We start from the raw sequence: 18,490 nt of genomic DNA, 5'->3' as shown, positions 1-18,490 counted from the left end.
GGTTAACTGTAGCTGCAATGATTTTAGTAAATAACCCCGGCAGTTGGGGCCACATTTACGCTCCGTTAGAACACGCAGAATGGAACGGCTGTACACCTACTGATTTGATCTTTCCGTTCTTTTTATGGATAGTTGGTGTATCAATTGCCTTTGCCATGAGCAGCAGTAAAGCAGATCCATCAACCCATAATAAAACCATTAGAAAAGCCATTAAACGTGGAATCATTCTCTATTTACTTGGTTTTTTCCTCGCTATTTTTGGAAAAATCATTAGCGCAATAACTGACCATAGATCCATCTGGGAGGCTTTTCAAACCGTTAGGCTTTTGGGCGTACTGCAACGCATAGGCATTGTTTTCATCATCAGCAGTATTATTTTTATCAAAGTATCCAATAAGGCAATTTTCAGATCACTCATTGTAATACTTGCTGTTTATTGGGCATTAATGACCTTTATTCCTGTACCTGGCGTAGGTTACCCTAACCTGGAAAAAGAAACCAATTTAGCAGCCTGGATTGACAGGGGTATACTTACTGAAGCACATACCTGGGCATCATCCAAAACCTGGGATCCGGAAGGAATTTTAAGTACATTACCTGCAATCGGAACCTGCTTATTTGGAATACTGGTGGGTGTGTGGATGCGTAGAAAAGATGTAGATAACCCTACCAAAGTTGCCTGGCTGTTTACTACCGGTATAACAGCAGTTATTTTAGGTTTACTTTGGGATTTACAATTTCCGATCAATAAAGCATTGTGGACAAGCTCTTACGTACTTTATGCCGGAGGACTGGCCTCAATCGGCCTGGCCCTTTGTTACTGGATTATCGATGTACAGGGTTATAAAAAATTTACCACACCTTTTGTTGTTTACGGTGTAAATGCCATAACTGTTTTCTTCCTGGCGGGCTTAATGCCCCGTGTATTAAACCTCATTCAGCTCACCAATCCCGACGGCACAAAAACCGGCTTATTGGTGAGGTTTTACGAAACTTGTTACACTCCATTTTTCAGTCCGATAAATGCCTCGCTCGTGTGGGCCATAACTTATGTGCTTGGCTTTTATATCCTGTTATATTTCATGTATAAAAAGAACATTATTATTAAGGTTTAGTAAATTTAAACTATAATTGACTGAACCCTGCTCAATTGAAAAAGAAAACCACCATATACGATATCGCTAAGGAGTTGAATGTTACTGTTTCTACAGTTTCAAGAGCACTTAGTGGCTTTCCGGCAATAAGCGATACCACAAGGAAAGCGGTTGTAGAAATGGCTAAAAAGTTAGATTATAGTCCAAACAAGCTTGCTTCTGCCCTAAAATCGGGCAAAACCTACATTATTGGCGTAATTGTACCAAGTGTACAGGCTCATTTTTTTGCATCCATTATTCATTGCATCGAGGATGGTTTAAAAGACAGCGGTTACCGCGTTATTATTTATCAATCAAATGAATCTGTAGAAAACGAAATAAATGGCGTAAGAACCTTATTAGAAGCACAGGTAGATGGCATTATGGCTTCCCTCTCTTTAGAAACACAAGATGTTTCGCATTTTGCCGAAATTATTAAACAAAACAAACCCTTGATATTATTCGACCGTGTAAACGTCGATTTAAATGTGCCTACCATTACACTCGATGATTTTAATGCTGGTTATATCGCTACCAAACACTTAATTGATAAGGGATATAAGAAAATTGCCTTTATTACCACCATTCACCAGATTAAGATCTTTAACGATCGTTTAGAGGGATATAAATCTGCGCTCGCAGATCATCAGCTCCCGCTTTCAAATGAACACATTATTTTTGGAGGCCTATCAATAAAAGATGGCCGTTTTGGCGCAGGCAAATTAATGCGCAGCAAAAACAAACCCGACGCCATTATTGCCGGTGATGATTTTACAGCTTTGGGGGTAATTAAAAAACTTAAAGAAATTGATGAAACGCCGCCAGAAGTTGGTGTAATCGGATTTGCAAATGAGGCTTTCTCTGCCTATATCACCCCAAATCTATCAACTATCGATCAGCATGCACCTCAAATGGGCAAAGAATGCGCTAAAATGTTCCTCAAAATGGTCAGTCAGCAAAACCCATATGCCAACATGGAACACATCGTAATCGATCCTGCCGTTGTAGATCGGGAATCAACTAATAAAACAGATTAATATTCGTATTATTCTTTAGCTAAAGGCACCTCTATCCCCACCGGACCACTCGGCTCACTTTCATTCTTTAATCGATCCAAAGCAGTTACAAGATAGCTGTAACGTTTTCCGCTTTCTACACTTGTATCGATAAATGAAAGATAATCTTCAAAACTTATTTTAATAATATATTTAGGATCGAGCACAGAAATCTTTTCTCCTTCGCTAAAACGGTAAATTACAAAACCCGAAGCCGTTTCGCCATCTTTCGCTTTTAAAGGAAGTTGCCATTTTAAATGAACGCCGTCCTTTAACGCATCTGCTGTTAAGGCCAATGGTTCATTAGGTGGTACATCATCCAACCAGGGCATTTGAGGAGGCAGGGCAGGGTATTTGTAAAAATCATTCTTTAACGAATCGCCAACAGCCTTTGCCACCGTGCTTAAAGATTTTGAACTAAAATAAACACTTCCCTGAATTCGGTTATTATTTCTAATGTACCTGATCTGATTCGGAATTTCGCTTAAATTTTTCCAGGCGGCTTCTGCACGCGAATTAACCAGGTAAGCACCCTGGCCAATGTAAACATGCCGGCCATAAGTATTATTGCTCCACCAATCAACCAGGGTACCATAAGGCGCAACCCTTCTGGTAAACGTAAAATAAATTTGAGGATTGATGTAATCTACCCAGCCTTCCCTTACCCATTTACGGCTATCGGCAAAAAGCTCAGCATAATTGGATAAACCACTTGTTGCAGAACCTTCCGGATCTTCATATTTGTTTTTCCAGATACCAAACGGACTGATTCCGAATTTAACCCATTTTTTATAGTGGTGAATACTGTCATCCAGCTGTTTAATCAGTAAATCAACATTGTTCCGCCTCCAATCTTTAATATCCGAAATGTTATTTGGGTATTTGTAAAAAGTATTGCTGTCGTTAATTGTTTGTCCTTCAACCTTATACGGATAAAAATAATCGTCGAAATGGATTCCATCTACATCATACCCTTTCACCACATCTAAAATTACCTGAACAATATATTCCCTAACATCAGGGATACCTGGATCGAACTGTTTTTTGCCGCCGTAAGTAAAAAACCAATCTGGATGTTTACGGTAAGCATGGTCTTCGCTCAATACAGCAGAACTGCTCATACTCGCCCTGTAAGGGTTAAACCAGGCGTGAAGCTCCATCCCTCTAAAATGAGCCTCTTTAATGGCAAAAGCCAACGGATCGTAACCAGGAGCAGGAGCCAATCCCTGTTTACCCATTAACCACTGGCTCCATGGCTCTCTCGATTTTGCGTAAAAAGCATCAGCGGCTGGCCTTACCTGCAAAATTATAGCATTCATGCCCTGACTTTTATGCCGCTCCAAAATCCCGATCAGCTCTTGCTTTTGTTGATCGATGCTTAAACCCGGCCGCGATGGCCAGTCGATATTGGTAACTGTAGCCACCCAAACACCCCTAAACTCCCTTTTTGGTGCAATTTTTGATAAAGGTTGTGCATTTAATATATAAGGTACTACGATTAAAGATAAAAGTGCGTATAGGAAGTTTTTAAGCATTATTTCTGTCTTATTTTTTACTCAGGTTGTGTGTTTGTGTTAATTTGAATACAAATCAACATTAGCAAGTAAACGATTTTTTTTAAAAACTCTTATAAGTTTTTAAAAAATTTTAATTTGCGCCCTGCTAAAATTAATTGTGTATACCCATTTACCTATGGAGAACAAAAGTATATTAATTAAAGAAGATACAGCGTTATTAAAAATGGAACCACAAAAGATTAATAAGGGTGATAGAAACAAAATTTACTTCCTGGTCATCGTTATTGCGGCTTTAATTGGCACAAATGCCTACTTATTTTTTAAAGATCGAAAGCAGAGCGAAAGATTTGTTACCGTTAGCACAGAAAAAGATAAGCTAAGGCTTGAGGTAGAAAAGATTGAGGTTGAGCTGGATAAAGTGAATGCCTTAAATTTAGACCTAAACGATAAACTTGTTGAAGAGCAAAAATTAGCCCGCGAAAAAATTGATGAACTTAAGGTTGCCTTAGAAAAAAATCAGATCACACAGGGCGAGCTTGATAAAGCCAATGCGCAGATAAACGAGCTTAAAACTTTTGTAAAAAATTACAACGATCAGATTATCCAGCTACAAAAAGATAACATTTTTCTAAAAAACAGTCGCGATAGCTTAGAAAATACACTGAAAAATATCAGTAATAAGGCTTCAAATCTCGAAAATGAGAATTCGAGTTTAAACGCGAAAGTTAGAACCGCAGCAGCATTAAAATTGCAAACTGCCGAAATTATTGCCTTCAGAACCAAATCGAGCGGCAAAAAAGTTGAAGTAACAAAATCATCCACTGCCGAAAAATTAAGCGTAAGGTTTAATATTATTCCCAATCAACTGGCAGAAAAAGGCCATCACAACATTTATTTAAGGGTATTTGATCCTGCCGGAAATTTATTGGCCGACGAAGGCAACCGTTTCGAGGCTGATGGACAGGAAATGCAGTTCAGCCATTCTATTTTTATCAATTACAATAACGACGATAGCACCTATGTTATCGACTGGGCAAATCCAAAACCTTTTATTAAGGGGATTTATACCGTAATTTTATATGCTGATGGCAACACCGTGGGCAAAGCTCAAGTAGAATTGAGGTAAAATCAGCACCATATTAACCAATCTTTATTTTTTATTTAGCTAAAGGGAAATTCAAATAAAACGTAGTTCCCAAGCCTGCTATTGACGTAAATTTAACCGACCCGCCAGCATTTTCAACCGCTTGCTTTACAAAAGCCAACCCTAAGCCAGTGCCCGAAGTTTTGGTGGTAAAGTTTGGTACAAAAATCTTATCGTGTAAGGTTAAAGGGATACCTTTACCATTATCTTTAATCTCGATATATGCATTTTGCGCATCAATGTATACCACAATGGAAATGCAGCATAAAGTTTCTTCATCAATGGCTTCAATGGCATTTTTAAGCAAGTTATTAAAGGTTCTTAAAAGCTGATCATGATCGGCCATAATTTCGATATCACGGTCACTTTTATTCAGCACATCAATCGTTACATTTTCTGTACTTTTAAATACCTCTCTTGCCTGTTCAATTATTGGAACCAAAGAAAGGCGTTCCAGGTTGGTATCAGGCATTTTTGCAAAGTTCGAAAATTCGGAAGCAATCTTCGAAAGACTGTCAATTTGTTCTATAAACGATTTGCTAAACTTATTAAACTTTAACTCAAAATTTGGATCTTTCTCTTTCCATGATTTCTCCAGCAATTGAACACCCAGTTTTAAAGGTGTTAGCGGGTTTTTAATTTCATGGGCAACCTGTTTGGCCATTTCGCGCCAGGCACTTTCACGCTCAGATCTTGCCAGCTTAAGCGCACTAGCCTCCAGTGCCGAAATCATATTGTTATATTCTTTAATTAAAGAGCCAATTTCATCATGCCTGCGCCACACAATTGGTTCGTTACGCTGGCCAATTTTTGTTTTACTAATGCTTTCCTGTATTAGTGTTAAAGGACTGGTGATTTGGTTGGCCAGAAATACGGCAAGTACACCAATGGCTACAAAAACGAGTGCATAAATATTGATCAGATTGCTTACAAAAAGCGCAATTTTATCGGTATATTCTTCTTCGTTTGAATAATTTGGCAAACCTATATATGCAATGGTTTTATTCTGTGCGTTTCTGATTGGTGCATAAGCAGCCGCATAAATTAAATTCCCAATATTTTCTTTAGGATTTATATATTCCGAACGGTGCAAACCACTCAATGAAAAGAAGGCTTTCGGTCCCATCTTTTTACCAATAATTTTATAATTATACAGCTTGGGATAGGTAGTCATCAATAAATTGCCGTTCAAATCATATAAATTCAAATCTGCATTGTTAATATCTGCAAAATTGTTAAAATCGGCTATTGCGTTCTCATCATTTGTGATTATTCCATTGCTGAAAACCTGTTTTTCGAAGTTTTGCTGCACCTTTCTTATCTTATCCTTTAATATTGCATCTTGCTGACCGCGGTATTCAAGGTTCATGTAATAGTAAGTTACCCAACCAACAATTACCAATGTTGCCACAACAGAAAGTACAATCGACACCTGGATTCTGGTTTTGTAAAGAATCTTATTGGCATTGATCATTAACGACCTGTTTATACTGAACCAACCTACTTTATCGTCATCCAGGTTTTTAATAAGCCAGATTAAGCCATAAAGCAATATCGAGAAAATGATAAATACCAGAAAAAAGAAAGAAAGGGCTGCCAATCTCTCCAGGTAATCAACTTTCTCCCTGCTGATAATTACCATTTTGCTATCTGATGGCTTATAAATTAAATGGCTGTAGTGGAGTTGGTCGTCGCTTATGGTAATAAAATCATCTTTTCTGCCTTTAAATATGCTTCCATCTAAAGGATAGGTGTAGTTACCAGATTGGTTGAGGAGTTTATTATTACTGTACAATGCAATGGAATAGCCTTTAAAATCCTCATCTTTCATCAATCTCTGATCACCTAAAAGATCCGGAAGACGGTTATTATAATTATAAGGCTTAGATCGAAGCTCGATAACCAATGTACCCAATAAATTGCCTTGATCTACGACAGAAATTATCCCGAAATAATCCTGGTAACCGAAAGTATTATTTACCTGATAGAAAAAGTTAGAACCATCTATTTTAACAGAGCCAGCTTCTACCAGGTTTTTGTATTTATTAATCGGAGGACTATCAGAACTGCCGATTATAACCCCTGATTTATCGTAAGGATAAATCTGATAATCATACCTGTTTAAATAACCATCCAAATAATCTTTAATGTGATTTTTAAGCACAGAATAATTTCCGGTCCGGTCCTGATCAAAATACCGCACCAAAAAATCATCTTTAACAATTTCATTTCCTAAAGCACCAAGCGCAACAATGGCATTCGGATCTTCTGATGACTGTACTTTACGTGCAAGCGGTTCGCGTAAGCTTCTTTCTTTAAAATCTTTATACCGCGTATATTTAATTGAGGTATTAAAGGCCAGGCAGAAAAAAACAATGGCAAACATCCCTATCGAAAAGTTTTGCTCTTTTACATAAACCGCCCGCGCAACAATAAATAAAGCAAGTGCAAAAACAATAAAAAATGCATTAAAATCTACAACGAGCTTATACATAAAAACACCAGCAAACCCAATTAGAAAAATTATTAGCCGCTCCCTGTTTGTAACATTCAGCTGTTTGCTTACTGTTGCCGAAATAACCGTTATGAGGTAAATCTGAAACCAGGCCAAACATAAAATGACGATGCCTACCCAGCTGGTTCCACTCAGTTTTAAAATATTTACGATATCGAAATTGATTTTGGAATTAAAGATCAATCCGAAAAAAATATCATCTGTATCCCAAACTATCCGGCCAATTAATACCAGTAAAACTGCCTGGATAATTAAGCCTATTATTTTATTCCTTTTAATTGATTCGGGAAACTGGTATTGCTCCTTATGGTTATACATAAATAAGAGCAGCCAGGTGAGTACAATTACATTCAGCAGGAAATCGCCCAGTGAAGGCATTAAAAAACTATCGGCATAAATCCGCGGATCGAATAACTCTAAAATAAACCGATGGTTAAACCACCCGTAATATAAATCTGATAACCGAAAAGCCAGGAAGAAAAAAAGCAGCAAAAAGGTGCCCCATGCAATGTGGCCGCGCCTTGCAATAAGTGAGCTTAAAGAGTTAAAAAACATACAGATGCACAGCATCCCGGCAACAAAAAGCCACAACTGTGTACCAGAATAATAAGTTTCTGCATAACCGGATTTAACCTTCAGCCCGAAAAGAAATTTATTGTCAACACTTTTAATCACATATACATCCTTATCAGTAAAAGATGCAAAGGTTAGCAACTTGGTTTTGGATAAAATGGGGTCGATATCGTTTTTAAAGTATTGCGTTTCTTTAAAAGGATACTGAGGCTGGATAGAGATTAGAAAAATTAGGCTGAAATTACCTTGCGTGCTTTTTATTACCTCATACCAGCCATTGGAGAAAAACAATACAGAACTACCTTCTTTTATCGTATTCGGATCAATATCAGACACTTTATAGGTGCTCCAAAACTTAAGCTGGCTATTTTGGTAGGTTAATAAGTTTATGCCGCTCTTTTCACGAAAAGATTCTATAAAATCTAGCGCATTTTTTGGATTAGCATGAAATTGTTTGGCTTTGGCTACTTCTTTCTTATTTGCCAGGAAATTTTGCACCGCTTTTTCCTTTATCGAAAGGTTTTGCTGAATTTCTTCTGCATCACGGTCAAGCAATTCGCTTTTAGTTGTAAAATGGCTTAACGAAATAGAAGTCACAATTAAGCAACAGCCCAAAACGAGCAAAAGAAACCTTATTTTTACACCAAAGCTCATTTTCATCTAATGATAAAGATATTAATATTGATAAAAAATAACGCCATAAACAGTTGAGTTTATGGCGTTGTAACTATTATTCTATTTATGAATACTTAAGCTATAGTAGCACTGCTTGTTTGTACTTCGCGGCTTACTTTTTTAACCAATCCCTGTAATACATTGCCCGGGCCTACCTCTACAAATTCAGTTGCGCCATCGGCAAGCATATTGCCTACTGTTTGTGTCCAACGTACAGCTCCTGTTAATTGTTTAATTAAATTTGCTTTAATTTCGCTTGGATCAGTATAAGGCTTAGCATCAACATTTTGGTAAACCGGGCAAATTGGCGCAGAAATATCTGTGGCTTCAATTGCTGCTTGCAGTTCAATTTTTGCCGGCTCCATTAATGGCGAGTGAAATGCACCACCAACATTTAATTTTAATGCCCTTTTTGCTCCGGCTTCAGTTAATTTGGCACAAGCCAGATCAATACCTTCTAAACTGCCAGAGATAACCAGTTGCCCCGGGCAGTTGTAATTTGCAGGAACAACAACAGCATCAATTTCTGCACATATTTTTTCAACCACATCATCTGCCAGGCCTAAAATAGCCGCCATTGTTGAGGGTTGTGCTTCGCAAGCTTTTTGCATCGCATTTGCACGTGCAATAACCAACTTTAATCCATCTTCAAAAGATAATGCTTTTGCAGCCACCAAGGCAGAAAATTCGCCTAATGAATGACCGGCAACCATATCTGGAGTAAAACTTTCACCTAAAACTTTTGCCAAAATAACAGAATGCAAAAAGATAGCGGGTTGAGTTACATTGGTTTGTTTAAGTTCTTCATCTGTTCCTGAGAACATAATGTCACTGATACGGAAACCGATAATCTGGTTGGCCTGTTCAAATAATTCTGCAGCTTTTGGGTTTTCGTAAAGATCTTTACCCATGCCTGCAAACTGTGCTCCCTGTCCGGGAAAAATATATACTTTCATATCCTTTAATCCCCAAGGGGGAAATTAAATATTTACTTAAATTATTATTATTGAAACCCTCCCCTTTAGGAGGATGCGGCTAATCTAAACTCGCCGTTATTAACCTCAAAAACTCCGCTCTCGTTTTATCGTTGCTTAAAAAAGTACCGGTAAAAGCTGAGGTTGTAGTAACCGAATTCTGTTTCTGCACTCCACGCATTGACATGCATAAATGCCTGCATTCCATCACTACGGCTACACCCATTGGGTTTAGTGTATTTTGAATACAATCTCTGATTTCGTTTGTTAAACGCTCCTGTACCTGTAAACGACGGGCAAAGGCATCAACCACTCTTGGTATTTTGCTCAAACCAACAATGTGCCCGTTAGGAATATAAGCTATATGTGCTTTACCAAAAAATGGCAGCATGTGGTGTTCGCACATCGAATACACTTCAATATCTTTTACCACCACCATTTGGCTATAATCTTCCTGAAACATTGCCCCTTTAAGAATTTCATCTGGTTTTAAATCGTAACCGTGGGTTAAGTATTGTAAAGCCTTTGCCACGCGCTCCGGCGTTTTCAATAATCCTTCACGCTCAGGATCTTCGCCCAACTGGCCAAGAATATCTTTATAATGTGCAGCTACAGCTTCAATTTTATTTTCGTTGTAACGGTCTATTTTTACATAACCATCCCTCGATTCTTCTTTTAATAGGTCTTTATTGCTCATTAATTTAGATTTTAGCCAAAATATTCAACAAAATTATTTTCGGTTTCGTAAATTTTTACGCAATGCAAAATGGCTCCACTTTCTGCAATTGGTGCCAAAAGCTGATTCCAGATTTCGATGGCCAGGTTTTCTGTAGAAGCCAGCTTGCCTTTCATAAAATCAACATCAAGATTTAAGTTCTTATGATCAACCTTATCTACCACATAATTATTCATTACGTCTTTCAGCCATTTTAAATCCACCAGGAAACCTGTTTCAGGGTTAACTTCGCCTTTAACGGTAACATATAACCAATAGTTATGGCCATGCCAGTTGGGGTTGGCACATTTACCATAAACTTCATTATTTTTTTCATCATCCCAATCGGTACGGGCTAATTTATGCGCGGCGTTAAATGATGCTTTTCTTGTTATGTAAATCATTACTATAAAATAAAATGCAAATATACGGATAAAGGTTTAAGCTTTAAGATTAAAGGCCAGCTTAAAGAAAACGTAAAATTTTAACAAAACTATCTGCTAACTTTACTAAATGAAAACCTTAGTTGTTGCTGCTACAAAAGCAGAACTTGCCTTCTTTTATCAGCATTTCAATTTACCGGAGGGTGATTTTATAGCGCATAAAAATTTCGATCTGCTAATTACAGGAGTTGGTATGGTGGCAACAGCTTTCGCCTTGGGCAAGCATCTTTCTTCTAAATACGATCTTGTTGTAAACTTCGGCATTGCAGGCTGTTTTGACAGAAATATAGCCTTAGGAACAGTTTTAAACATTACTGAGGATACTTTTGCAGAGTTGGGCGCAGAAAATGGGGAAGATTTTTTAACGATAACCGATTTGGGTTTTGGCGAAAACCATTATGCAACTAATACACAGCGAAAAGTTGGCTTGCCACTGGCAAAAGGAATTACCGTGAATTGCGTAACAGGAAGTGAAAAAAGCATTAAAAACCTGGTAAAAAGGTTAAACCCTACCACCGAAAGCATGGAGGGTGCTGCCGTTTTTTATGCCTGTAAACAGCTAAATATTGATTGCCTGCAAATTAGGAGTGTATCCAATTATGTGGAACCTAGAAATAAAGACAATTGGAAAATAGGACTTGCAGTAAAAAATTTAAACGAATGGGCCATTGCTTTTATTGGAGAAATGAACTCATTATGACCGATTAATTTTATGCAGTAGTTATTTTTGATGAATGAAACTTACACTCGGATTTTCACCCTGCCCTAACGATACATTTATTTTCGACGCATTAATTCACCATAAAATTGATACAGAAGGTTTAGAATTTGAGGTGTCTTATGATGATGTGGAAACATTAAATCAAAAGGCACTTAGAGGTGAATTGGACATTACCAAGTTAAGTTTCCATGCTTTTGCATACGTAGCCGATCAATATGCCTTATTAGATGCCGGAAGTGCTTTAGGTTTTGGTGTAGGCCCATTATTAATCAGCAAAAATCAATTTAATGAGTCAGAACTTCAGGCTTCAAACGTCCAATTAAAGGTAGGTATACCTGGAAAGTTTACAACGGCTAATTTTTTGCTGGGTATTGCTTACCCCCACTTACTCAATAAACAGGAGCTTGTTTTTTCTGAAATCGAATCAGCATTACTTAACGAAGAGATCGATTTAGGTTTAATCATTCACGAAAACAGGTTTACTTATCAGGATAAAGGCTTAACCAAAATTGTGGATTTAGGCGATTATTGGGAAAAATTAACCGGTTGCGCCATTCCATTGGGCGGAATTGTGATTAACAGGAATTTAGATCGTGAAGTACAGCTAAAAGTGAACCGCTTAATCCGCCAATCGGTAGAATTTGCCTTTGCGCACCCTAAATCTGGTATCGATTTCATCCGCGAGCATGCCCAGGCAATGGAAGAAAGTGTAATGTACAAGCATATCGAACTCTACGTAAATAAATACAGTGTAAACCTTGGCGAAGAAGGCCGCAAAGCGGTAGATACTTTATTTAAACTGGCTCAGGAAAGAAATATTATCCCGACTATACGGGAGAACCTGTACATTTAATTGGTTCCATAATCCCGACTGTAGCGGAGCGATTTAATCGTGCATAAAAGCCCTGAATACAAGTTCAGGAAGACGCATAAGATGAAAGTGGATTCATGAAGGCTACCATTGACAGATTCTAATAAAAAGCGTCGCCATCTCGACTGAAACGCAGTGGAATGGAGAGATCTATCTCGTTAGATTTCCCGACTTCGTTTCATCCTACTAAATGTAGAAATGCGTATAGAAAACATAATAGAATTTCCGTGAATTCTGTGTTTCCGCGGCAAATGCAATAAAAAACACAATTAAGTTGCTTTGGTTACCTAAAATTGAGATCCTGAAACAAGTTCAGGAAGACGCATGAGGTGAAAGTGGAACATTACAACATCCATTTAAATACCATACTAACCCACCAGCAATTTGTAACCTTTTCCATGCACATTGATGATTTCTACCGTAGGATCGGCTCTTAAGTATTTACGGAGCTTACTTAAAAATACATCCATACTCCTGCCGTTAAAGTAATTATCATCATGCCAGATACTAAGCAAGGCTTCTTCACGCGTTAAAACCGTATTCTTTTTTAAGCATAATAATCGCAACAACTCAGCTTCTTTGGTTGATAACTTTTGTTGTACATCATTATTGGTAATAATCTGGGTGGTATAATCGAAATGATACTGACCGATGGAAAACTGAGTTTCTGCAGCTTCATCATTCTGATCACTTTTATTGGCTACACGCTTAAACATGGCATTTATGCGCAATAAAAGTTCTTCTATACGGAATGGTTTGGTAATATAATCATCGCCACCCAAATCATAAGCAGCAGATTTATCTTCCAACATGGTTTTAGCTGTTGCAAAAATAATTGGAACCTGCGTGTTTACCTTTCTAATGTCTTTACCTAATGTAAAGCCATCTTTTTTGGGCATCATCACATCCAAAATACAAAGATCGAAGTTTTGTTTGTTAAACGACCTCAACCCTTCTTCGCCATCAGTGCATAACACCACATCAAATTTACCCTTAAGCTGCAAATAGTCTTGTAACAATAAACCTAAATTTGGGTCGTCTTCCACCAGAAGTATTTTTTTCATTTTCTTAATTTTATTCATGTAGCATTACCTACATTGAAGGTTTGATTCTGAATATGCATAACGGTTTAATTTAGGATGAAGATTAAATTAATACTCCACTATATAAGGTAAATTAAACCTGGTATATTTTAATGTATCACTAAAGCAAGCTTTGTATTGATGGTTAGCTGGTTTATAAAGGTAAAGATATTTCGAACGTGGTTCCCTTATCTTTTTCGCTACTTACTTTAACCGTTCCGTTTAGTTTTTTGATAATATCCTGTACATAATTTAAGCCCAGGCCAAAACCTTTCACATCATGGAGGTTCCCAGTTGGCACCCTGTAAAATTGATCGAAAATCCGCTTCGATTGCTCTTTGGTCATTCCGATTCCCTTATCTGTAATTTCGATAATTAAATTTCTGTTGGTGTTACGGGTTGTAATGGTAATTTCTGGCGTATTACTACTGTATTTATTTGCATTATCAATCAGGTTATAAATTACGTTAGATAGGTGCAGTTCATCACCATAAACAACAGCATTTTCTGCATTGGTATTTACATGGATAATGGCATTCTTTTTCTGCAATTGCAATTCCATACTATCGAGCACAATTACAATCAGATCGTTCATATCCACTTCGGTATTCTCCATGGTTAGCTCACCTTTTTCTAAACGGGCAATGCTTAAAACACGCTCTATATGACTACCCAAACGAACATTTTCATCATAAATAATCCCTGCTAAACGTTTTAACCGGGCTTTATCTTTAGTTACTTCTGGATCTTTTAAAGCCTCGCTGGCAATCATAATCGTTGCAACAGGGGTTTTAAATTCGTGCGTCATATTATTGATAAAATCTGTTTTCATTTCAGACAGTTTCTTTTGCTTTAAAATGGCATAAAGGGTATAAGAAAAGATAAAAACAAGTACCAGCAACAAACCTATAGATGAGGCCAGTGTAGCACTCAGGTTAGAAATAATAGCTGAGTTTTTATTCGGAAAACTCACAAAAAGCATTCCCGGATCGCGGAACAAATCGTTTCCAAACAAAGGTGTTTTATAGGTATTTTCGGGCAAGAATTCTCCCTTTACGTTGGAGGCCATCATGAAAATAGTGGAATCTTTTTTGGCTAAAGAAACGCGATAAGAAGGTTCCAGCTTAATATTATTCGCAATAAGTTCTTCTTTTAATAAATCGCCCAAAGCACTAAAATTAATGCGTTTGTAAATTGGCACCTTGCTTTCCTGCAGTTCTTTAGAAACATCTTCAACTACACTCGATCGGGTATAAAAGAAAGTATCCTTACCCAGCGCCGCTATTTTTAACTCTAGTTTCTTTCTCGAAATTTCATCTTCCCGCTTAAATTTTTTCTCTAAATCATTAGGAATTTTAGCTACACTTGCAAAGCCGGGATTACCGTCTCTGGGATCAAATACCAGGTACCTTAATGTATCAGGCAAACTTTGCAGGCTTTTAAATTCAAATGCTTTTGGTGGAGCGGCAAAGGGTTTTGTACGCATACTATAACCTTTTATAACCAAACTTTTCATATCAATAAAAGCATCCATCTGCAGATCCAGCTTATCTCCATTTTTTGATGACAATGAAGCATATTCTTTTTCGGAGATCACGTTGGGCGCTCGGTATTCTTCCCGAATAATACTATCCTGTTGATTAAGATAGTTCTCGATCTGATTTTCTCTTTCAACCTGGCGAAGCTCTACCTCTTGAGTATATTGTTGCCTTAAATCTTTTATATCCAGTGCACGCTGCCTAGAATCCTGAAGTTGCTTAAACTTATTTTCTGCGTCTTTTCTGTTAAGATGATCTGCCACATTTCTACGCTGTATTTTATTCACAACTGTAGTTAGGGTCTGGTTTACCTGTTCATCAAAAAGCTGAGATTTTAGTTTGTAAGACTCCCTGATGTAATACAACTGCATTACAAATACACCAAGCAAAGCCACCGTCATTAAAACGGTAATTAACCAAAAACTCTTTTTTTTCATAGAAACAGAGTGGTTCTAAAGGTAAAAAACCAAATCACAAACTTTTTAATCTAAACAGATATCAAAAATACTGAATAGCTAAGCTAAGTGTTTGTTTTTAACATATTTTAACAGCGGATGGCAAGTATGAATTATGAGGTTTGGCTATTTCACAAACCCTGTAAATTCCGGATGTATAGCGGGCAGGCAAAAAAAAATGCCGAGACTAAAGCCTCGGCATGGTTCAAAATTGTTTGCTTAAAAAAGATTCTTTATTTAGAAAGGCAAATCATCATCTTCTCCTGGTGTATTGCTCACATCAACCGGTGCTGCATATGCAGGGGTTGCTGCCGGGGCACCTGCTGCAACAGCATTGATACGCCAAATAACCAAACTGTTAAAATATGATGTTTTACCTGTTTTATCTGTCCAAGGGCGACCACGTAAATTAAAGAATACTTCAACCTCATCGCCTGCTTTAAATGTATCTAATAATGCTGTTTTATCCTGTAAAGCCTCAAAACGGATATATTCTGGGTATGTTGGATTTTCTGCGTATTCTATTATTAAATCACGTTTTTTAAACGTTTCACTTACTTGTTGTGTGGCACCTACTTCGTGTACTTTTCCTTTAATTTCCATATCTAATACTACTTAATGTACTATAAACATCAAATCTCTATAAATTTATTGATAACTTCGCATATATTATGATGCAAGTTTTCCACAATAAAAGCAAGGTAATTATTACCTGCAACAAGCGCCTTTCGCCCTATTTACAAGATGAAGTTACGGCCTTAGGTTACACCATAGAAAGATCTTTTGCTACCGGGGTTGAGCTCAATATTACCCTTACAGAGTGTATTAAGCTTAATTTGAACCTGCGTTGTGCCAGTCAGATTTTATATGCCATTAAAAGTTTTAAGGCCATTACGCCTGATGATTTATATAACGAAATTAAAGCCATTGAGTGGGAAGAACTGATCGATTTTTCGGGTTATTTTTCAGTAACCTCAAATGTTGATAACCCAAATATTACCACGCCTCTATTTGCCAACTTAAAAGTAAAAGACGCGATTGTTGATCGCATGAAGGAGAAAAAAGGTATTCGCCCCAACTCCGGATCGGATGCAAACAAAGCTGTAGTACATTTATACTGGAAAGATGCAGATGCTGATGTATTTATGGATACCTCAGGCGAAACACTTGCCAAACATGGTTACCGCAAAATTCCAGGGAAAGCGCCAATGTTAGAAGCTTTGGCAGCCGGAGTTATTTTAGCCACCAACTGGGATAAAAAATCGCCTTTTATTAACCCAATGTGCGGTTCAGGAACGCTTGCTATTGAAGCTGCTTTAATTGCTACCAACCGTGCGCCTGGCTTATACCGCATGAATTATGGTTTTATGCATATTTTGGGTTATAATGAAGAAGATTTTTTCACTGAACGCAGAATATTAAAGGATCAGGTGATTAAAAACATCGACCTTAAAATTGTGGCTTCCGATCTTTCTGAAGATGCCGTTGAGGTTACCCGAAGAAATGCAAAAACTGCTGGTGTAGATACTTTAATTGAATTTGAAGTATGCGACTTTGAATTAACGCCGGTACCTGAAGATGGTAAAGGAGTGGTTGTTTTTAACCCTGAATATGGTGAACGCTTGGGTGTTCATAGTAAATTAGAATTAACCTATAAGCGTATGGGCGATTTTATGAAAACCAAATGCAAAGGTTACTCTGGCTATATTTTCACCGGAAATCCTGATCTGGCAAAGAAAATTGGATTAAAAGCAGCTAAAAAGGTCGAATTTTATAATGGTAAACTAGATTGCAGATTATTGGAATACGAGTTATACGATGGCTCTCGCAGGGCACCATTAATTGAAGGCTAGATTTTTTGATTGAAAATTAATATATTAGACTCTCTTACGTACCATAACGTAAACAATTTTGAAAAATATGGAATTTGATGACATGGATCATATGCCCGAATGGGAGCATTTTAGCCGATTTGGCCGGGATGATGAGGATGAAGAAAATTTATCGAGTGATGATGCGGAAAAGGTTAGGCTAAAAGTTACCCGGGCTAAAAGCCTTTACAACCAGGCCAGGGCCGTTTATAAATATGCTGCCTTGTTTTGCGAAACGCTGGAAGGTGAAATGGCCGAAATGACCGCTAACTTAATTATGCAGAATGCACTTATGCTTTGCCCTAAAATTATTGGCGCAGAAGGAGCAGATATGTACATTTTAAGAATGGAAAATGCTTCCATCATCCGCACCAACTGCCGCGAACTGGAAACCCAGGTTAGGGCAGCAGATATGTTTGAGATTTGTACACCAGAATATAAAGACATTGTTTTAGGTGAAATTGAAAAATTTCGCCTGCTGTTTATCGAATGGGTAAGATATTTCGAAAAAGACGAGTTTGAAGATGATTGGGGATTATATTAGTCCTTAGCTTTTTAACCTGCAACTTTCTTATATTCTTCATTAATTATCATAACTTATAACCTCTAAATTCACTCCTTTCTTATTGGTTTTCCTTCTTTAATCTGGGTCAATAAAATCTTTCTGAAACACCATATATCAACCCCTAAAAAGAATACATTAAACATTTGGGTTGTTGCTTTGTTGTAATAATCAGTTCATTTTCCCGATACTCAAAATCTACTTATAGGGCCAAAAAATCCGGAAGCTAAAAATCTGCCACGGATAAAGTTTCGTACATAGTGAAAAACATTTAAAATTTATCCCTTTTTTATGGAAGATGTATTGGCTTTAAAGACGAAGAATGTTGCTGGGAATATTAGGAAAATTAGAGAATACAGAGACTATACTCAAGATTATCTGGCAGCAAAATTAAAAATCTCTCAAAATGCATATAGCAAAATTGAACTTGGTTACAGTAAATTAACAATTGACCGTTTATTTCAAATTGCAGCAATTTTGGAGGTGGAAGTACCTCATTTATTAACCCTTAACCACAATGATTTAATTAAAATTATTGCGGATGATGAAAGCAGAACAGCAGCGGCGAGTTAATTAACTCGAACGCTGTTGAAATCATTTCTTTTTACCTGCATATAATTCCAATACCTTTGGAAGAAATTTAGAA

Annotated in this window: 16 protein-coding genes; 8 read left to right on the top strand and 8 right to left on the bottom strand. The window is 37.3% G+C overall.

The features are described from left to right. The first annotated feature begins 17 nt into the window (after positions 1–17). Together ACZZZW_RS02620 and ACZZZW_RS02615 are read left to right on the top strand one after the other, a co-directional pair. Entirely contained in the window at positions 18–1,115 is a 1,098-nt protein-coding gene (locus ACZZZW_RS02620) for an acyltransferase family protein (protein ID WP_463492201.1), read from the top strand. Between the two features lie 35 nt (positions 1,116–1,150). Next, a complete protein-coding gene (locus ACZZZW_RS02615) occupies positions 1,151–2,170 on the top strand; it encodes a LacI family DNA-binding transcriptional regulator (RefSeq protein WP_055904314.1) in 1,020 nt (339 codons plus the stop codon). A gap of 8 nt (positions 2,171–2,178) precedes the next feature. On the opposite strand, the gene ACZZZW_RS02610 is transcribed toward ACZZZW_RS02615, so the two are convergent. Then, positions 2,179–3,723: a glycoside hydrolase family 10-like protein gene (locus ACZZZW_RS02610; protein ID WP_055904312.1), complete on the bottom strand. Its 1,545-nt coding sequence runs from the start codon at positions 3,721–3,723 to the stop codon at positions 2,179–2,181. Positions 3,724–3,880: 157 nt separating this feature from the next. Between ACZZZW_RS02610 and ACZZZW_RS02605 the strand changes: the two genes are divergently transcribed. Continuing rightward, positions 3,881–4,831 carry a coiled-coil domain-containing protein gene (locus ACZZZW_RS02605; protein WP_463492200.1) on the top strand — a complete coding sequence of 317 codons (951 nt, stop codon included), beginning with the start codon at positions 3,881–3,883 and terminating at the stop codon, positions 4,829–4,831. A 31-nt stretch (positions 4,832–4,862) separates the two neighbouring features. Here the strand turns inward: ACZZZW_RS02605 and ACZZZW_RS02600 are convergent, their stop codons facing one another. The 4 genes from ACZZZW_RS02600 to ACZZZW_RS02585 all read right to left on the bottom strand — a co-directional run bounded on the left by ACZZZW_RS02600 (position 4,863) and on the right by ACZZZW_RS02585 (position 10,705). After that, a complete protein-coding gene (locus tag ACZZZW_RS02600) occupies positions 4,863–8,597 on the bottom strand; it encodes a sensor histidine kinase (RefSeq protein ID WP_463492199.1) in 3,735 nt (1,244 codons plus the stop codon). Positions 8,598–8,686: 89 nt separating this feature from the next. Further along, a complete protein-coding gene (gene fabD, locus ACZZZW_RS02595) occupies positions 8,687–9,568 on the bottom strand; it encodes an ACP S-malonyltransferase (protein ID WP_463492198.1) in 882 nt (293 codons plus the stop codon). A gap of 79 nt (positions 9,569–9,647) precedes the next feature. Then, complete coding sequence (gene folE / locus ACZZZW_RS02590; RefSeq protein WP_463492197.1) at positions 9,648–10,283, bottom strand: GTP cyclohydrolase I FolE; 636 nt, start codon at positions 10,281–10,283, stop codon at positions 9,648–9,650. An 11-nt stretch (positions 10,284–10,294) separates the two neighbouring features. Further along, positions 10,295–10,705 carry a 6-pyruvoyl trahydropterin synthase family protein gene (locus ACZZZW_RS02585; RefSeq protein WP_055904297.1) on the bottom strand — a complete coding sequence of 137 codons (411 nt, stop codon included), beginning with the start codon at positions 10,703–10,705 and terminating at the stop codon, positions 10,295–10,297. Between the two features lie 109 nt (positions 10,706–10,814). Between ACZZZW_RS02585 and mqnB the strand changes: the two genes are divergently transcribed. Continuing rightward, entirely contained in the window at positions 10,815–11,444 is a 630-nt protein-coding gene (gene mqnB, locus ACZZZW_RS02580) for a futalosine hydrolase (RefSeq protein ID WP_463492195.1), read from the top strand. 34 nt (positions 11,445–11,478) lie between these two features. After that, positions 11,479–12,318: a menaquinone biosynthesis family protein gene (locus ACZZZW_RS02575; protein ID WP_463492194.1), complete on the top strand. Its 840-nt coding sequence runs from the start codon at positions 11,479–11,481 to the stop codon at positions 12,316–12,318. Positions 12,319–12,704: 386 nt separating this feature from the next. Here the strand turns inward: ACZZZW_RS02575 and ACZZZW_RS02570 are convergent, their stop codons facing one another. From ACZZZW_RS02570 to ACZZZW_RS02560, 3 genes are all read right to left on the bottom strand, one after another. Next, positions 12,705–13,400 (bottom strand): response regulator transcription factor, encoded by a 696-nt coding sequence (locus ACZZZW_RS02570; protein ID WP_463492193.1) that lies wholly within the window; start codon positions 13,398–13,400, stop codon positions 12,705–12,707. Positions 13,401–13,572: 172 nt separating this feature from the next. Then, positions 13,573–15,393 (bottom strand): sensor histidine kinase, encoded by a 1,821-nt coding sequence (locus tag ACZZZW_RS02565; protein WP_463492192.1) that lies wholly within the window; start codon positions 15,391–15,393, stop codon positions 13,573–13,575. Between the two features lie 255 nt (positions 15,394–15,648). Beyond that, positions 15,649–16,014 carry a DUF3127 domain-containing protein gene (locus ACZZZW_RS02560; RefSeq protein ID WP_055904285.1) on the bottom strand — a complete coding sequence of 122 codons (366 nt, stop codon included), beginning with the start codon at positions 16,012–16,014 and terminating at the stop codon, positions 15,649–15,651. Between the two features lie 71 nt (positions 16,015–16,085). On the opposite strand from ACZZZW_RS02560, the gene ACZZZW_RS02555 reads away from it, so the two are divergent. The 3 genes from ACZZZW_RS02555 to ACZZZW_RS02545 all read left to right on the top strand — a co-directional run bounded on the left by ACZZZW_RS02555 (position 16,086) and on the right by ACZZZW_RS02545 (position 18,417). Beyond that, positions 16,086–17,264, top strand: coding sequence for a THUMP domain-containing class I SAM-dependent RNA methyltransferase (locus tag ACZZZW_RS02555; protein ID WP_055904388.1), 1,179 nt, complete (start codon positions 16,086–16,088; stop codon positions 17,262–17,264). A gap of 67 nt (positions 17,265–17,331) precedes the next feature. Further along, positions 17,332–17,826, top strand: a complete 495-nt coding sequence (locus ACZZZW_RS02550; protein ID WP_055904280.1) for a hypothetical protein — start codon at positions 17,332–17,334, stop codon at positions 17,824–17,826. A 309-nt stretch (positions 17,827–18,135) separates the two neighbouring features. Next, entirely contained in the window at positions 18,136–18,417 is a 282-nt protein-coding gene (locus tag ACZZZW_RS02545; RefSeq protein ID WP_055904277.1) for a helix-turn-helix domain-containing protein, read from the top strand. Positions 18,418–18,490: the final 73 nt, after the last annotated feature.

It is taken from the genome of Pedobacter sp. AC379 (assembly GCF_979258145.1).
The sequence above is the reverse complement of the archived record's forward strand: the minus strand, read 5'-3'. Positions and strand labels throughout refer to the sequence as shown.

Bases quoted from the DNA above. Each gene is read 5' to 3' on its own strand.
- ACZZZW_RS02620 (WP_463492201.1), top strand. From the start codon at position 18: ATGATTTTAGTAAATAACCCCGGCAGTTGGGGCCACATTTACGCTCCG.
- ACZZZW_RS02610 (WP_055904312.1), bottom strand. From the start codon at position 3,723: ATGCTTAAAAACTTCCTATACGCACTTTTATCTTTAATCGTAGTACCT.
- ACZZZW_RS02605 (WP_463492200.1), top strand. From the start codon at position 3,881: ATGGAGAACAAAAGTATATTAATTAAAGAAGATACAGCGTTATTAAAA.
- ACZZZW_RS02600 (WP_463492199.1), bottom strand. From the start codon at position 8,597: ATGAAAATGAGCTTTGGTGTAAAAATAAGGTTTCTTTTGCTCGTTTTG.
- fabD (WP_463492198.1), bottom strand. From the start codon at position 9,568: ATGAAAGTATATATTTTTCCCGGACAGGGAGCACAGTTTGCAGGCATG.
- folE (WP_463492197.1), bottom strand. From the start codon at position 10,283: ATGAGCAATAAAGACCTATTAAAAGAAGAATCGAGGGATGGTTATGTA.
- ACZZZW_RS02585 (WP_055904297.1), bottom strand. From the start codon at position 10,705: ATGATTTACATAACAAGAAAAGCATCATTTAACGCCGCGCATAAATTA.
- mqnB (WP_463492195.1), top strand. From the start codon at position 10,815: ATGAAAACCTTAGTTGTTGCTGCTACAAAAGCAGAACTTGCCTTCTTT.
- ACZZZW_RS02575 (WP_463492194.1), top strand. From the start codon at position 11,479: ATGAAACTTACACTCGGATTTTCACCCTGCCCTAACGATACATTTATT.
- ACZZZW_RS02570 (WP_463492193.1), bottom strand. From the start codon at position 13,400: ATGAAAAAAATACTTCTGGTGGAAGACGACCCAAATTTAGGTTTATTG.
- ACZZZW_RS02565 (WP_463492192.1), bottom strand. From the start codon at position 15,393: ATGAAAAAAAAGAGTTTTTGGTTAATTACCGTTTTAATGACGGTGGCT.
- ACZZZW_RS02560 (WP_055904285.1), bottom strand. From the start codon at position 16,014: ATGGAAATTAAAGGAAAAGTACACGAAGTAGGTGCCACACAACAAGTA.
- ACZZZW_RS02555 (WP_055904388.1), top strand. From the start codon at position 16,086: ATGCAAGTTTTCCACAATAAAAGCAAGGTAATTATTACCTGCAACAAG.
- ACZZZW_RS02550 (WP_055904280.1), top strand. From the start codon at position 17,332: ATGGAATTTGATGACATGGATCATATGCCCGAATGGGAGCATTTTAGC.
- ACZZZW_RS02545 (WP_055904277.1), top strand. From the start codon at position 18,136: ATGGAAGATGTATTGGCTTTAAAGACGAAGAATGTTGCTGGGAATATT.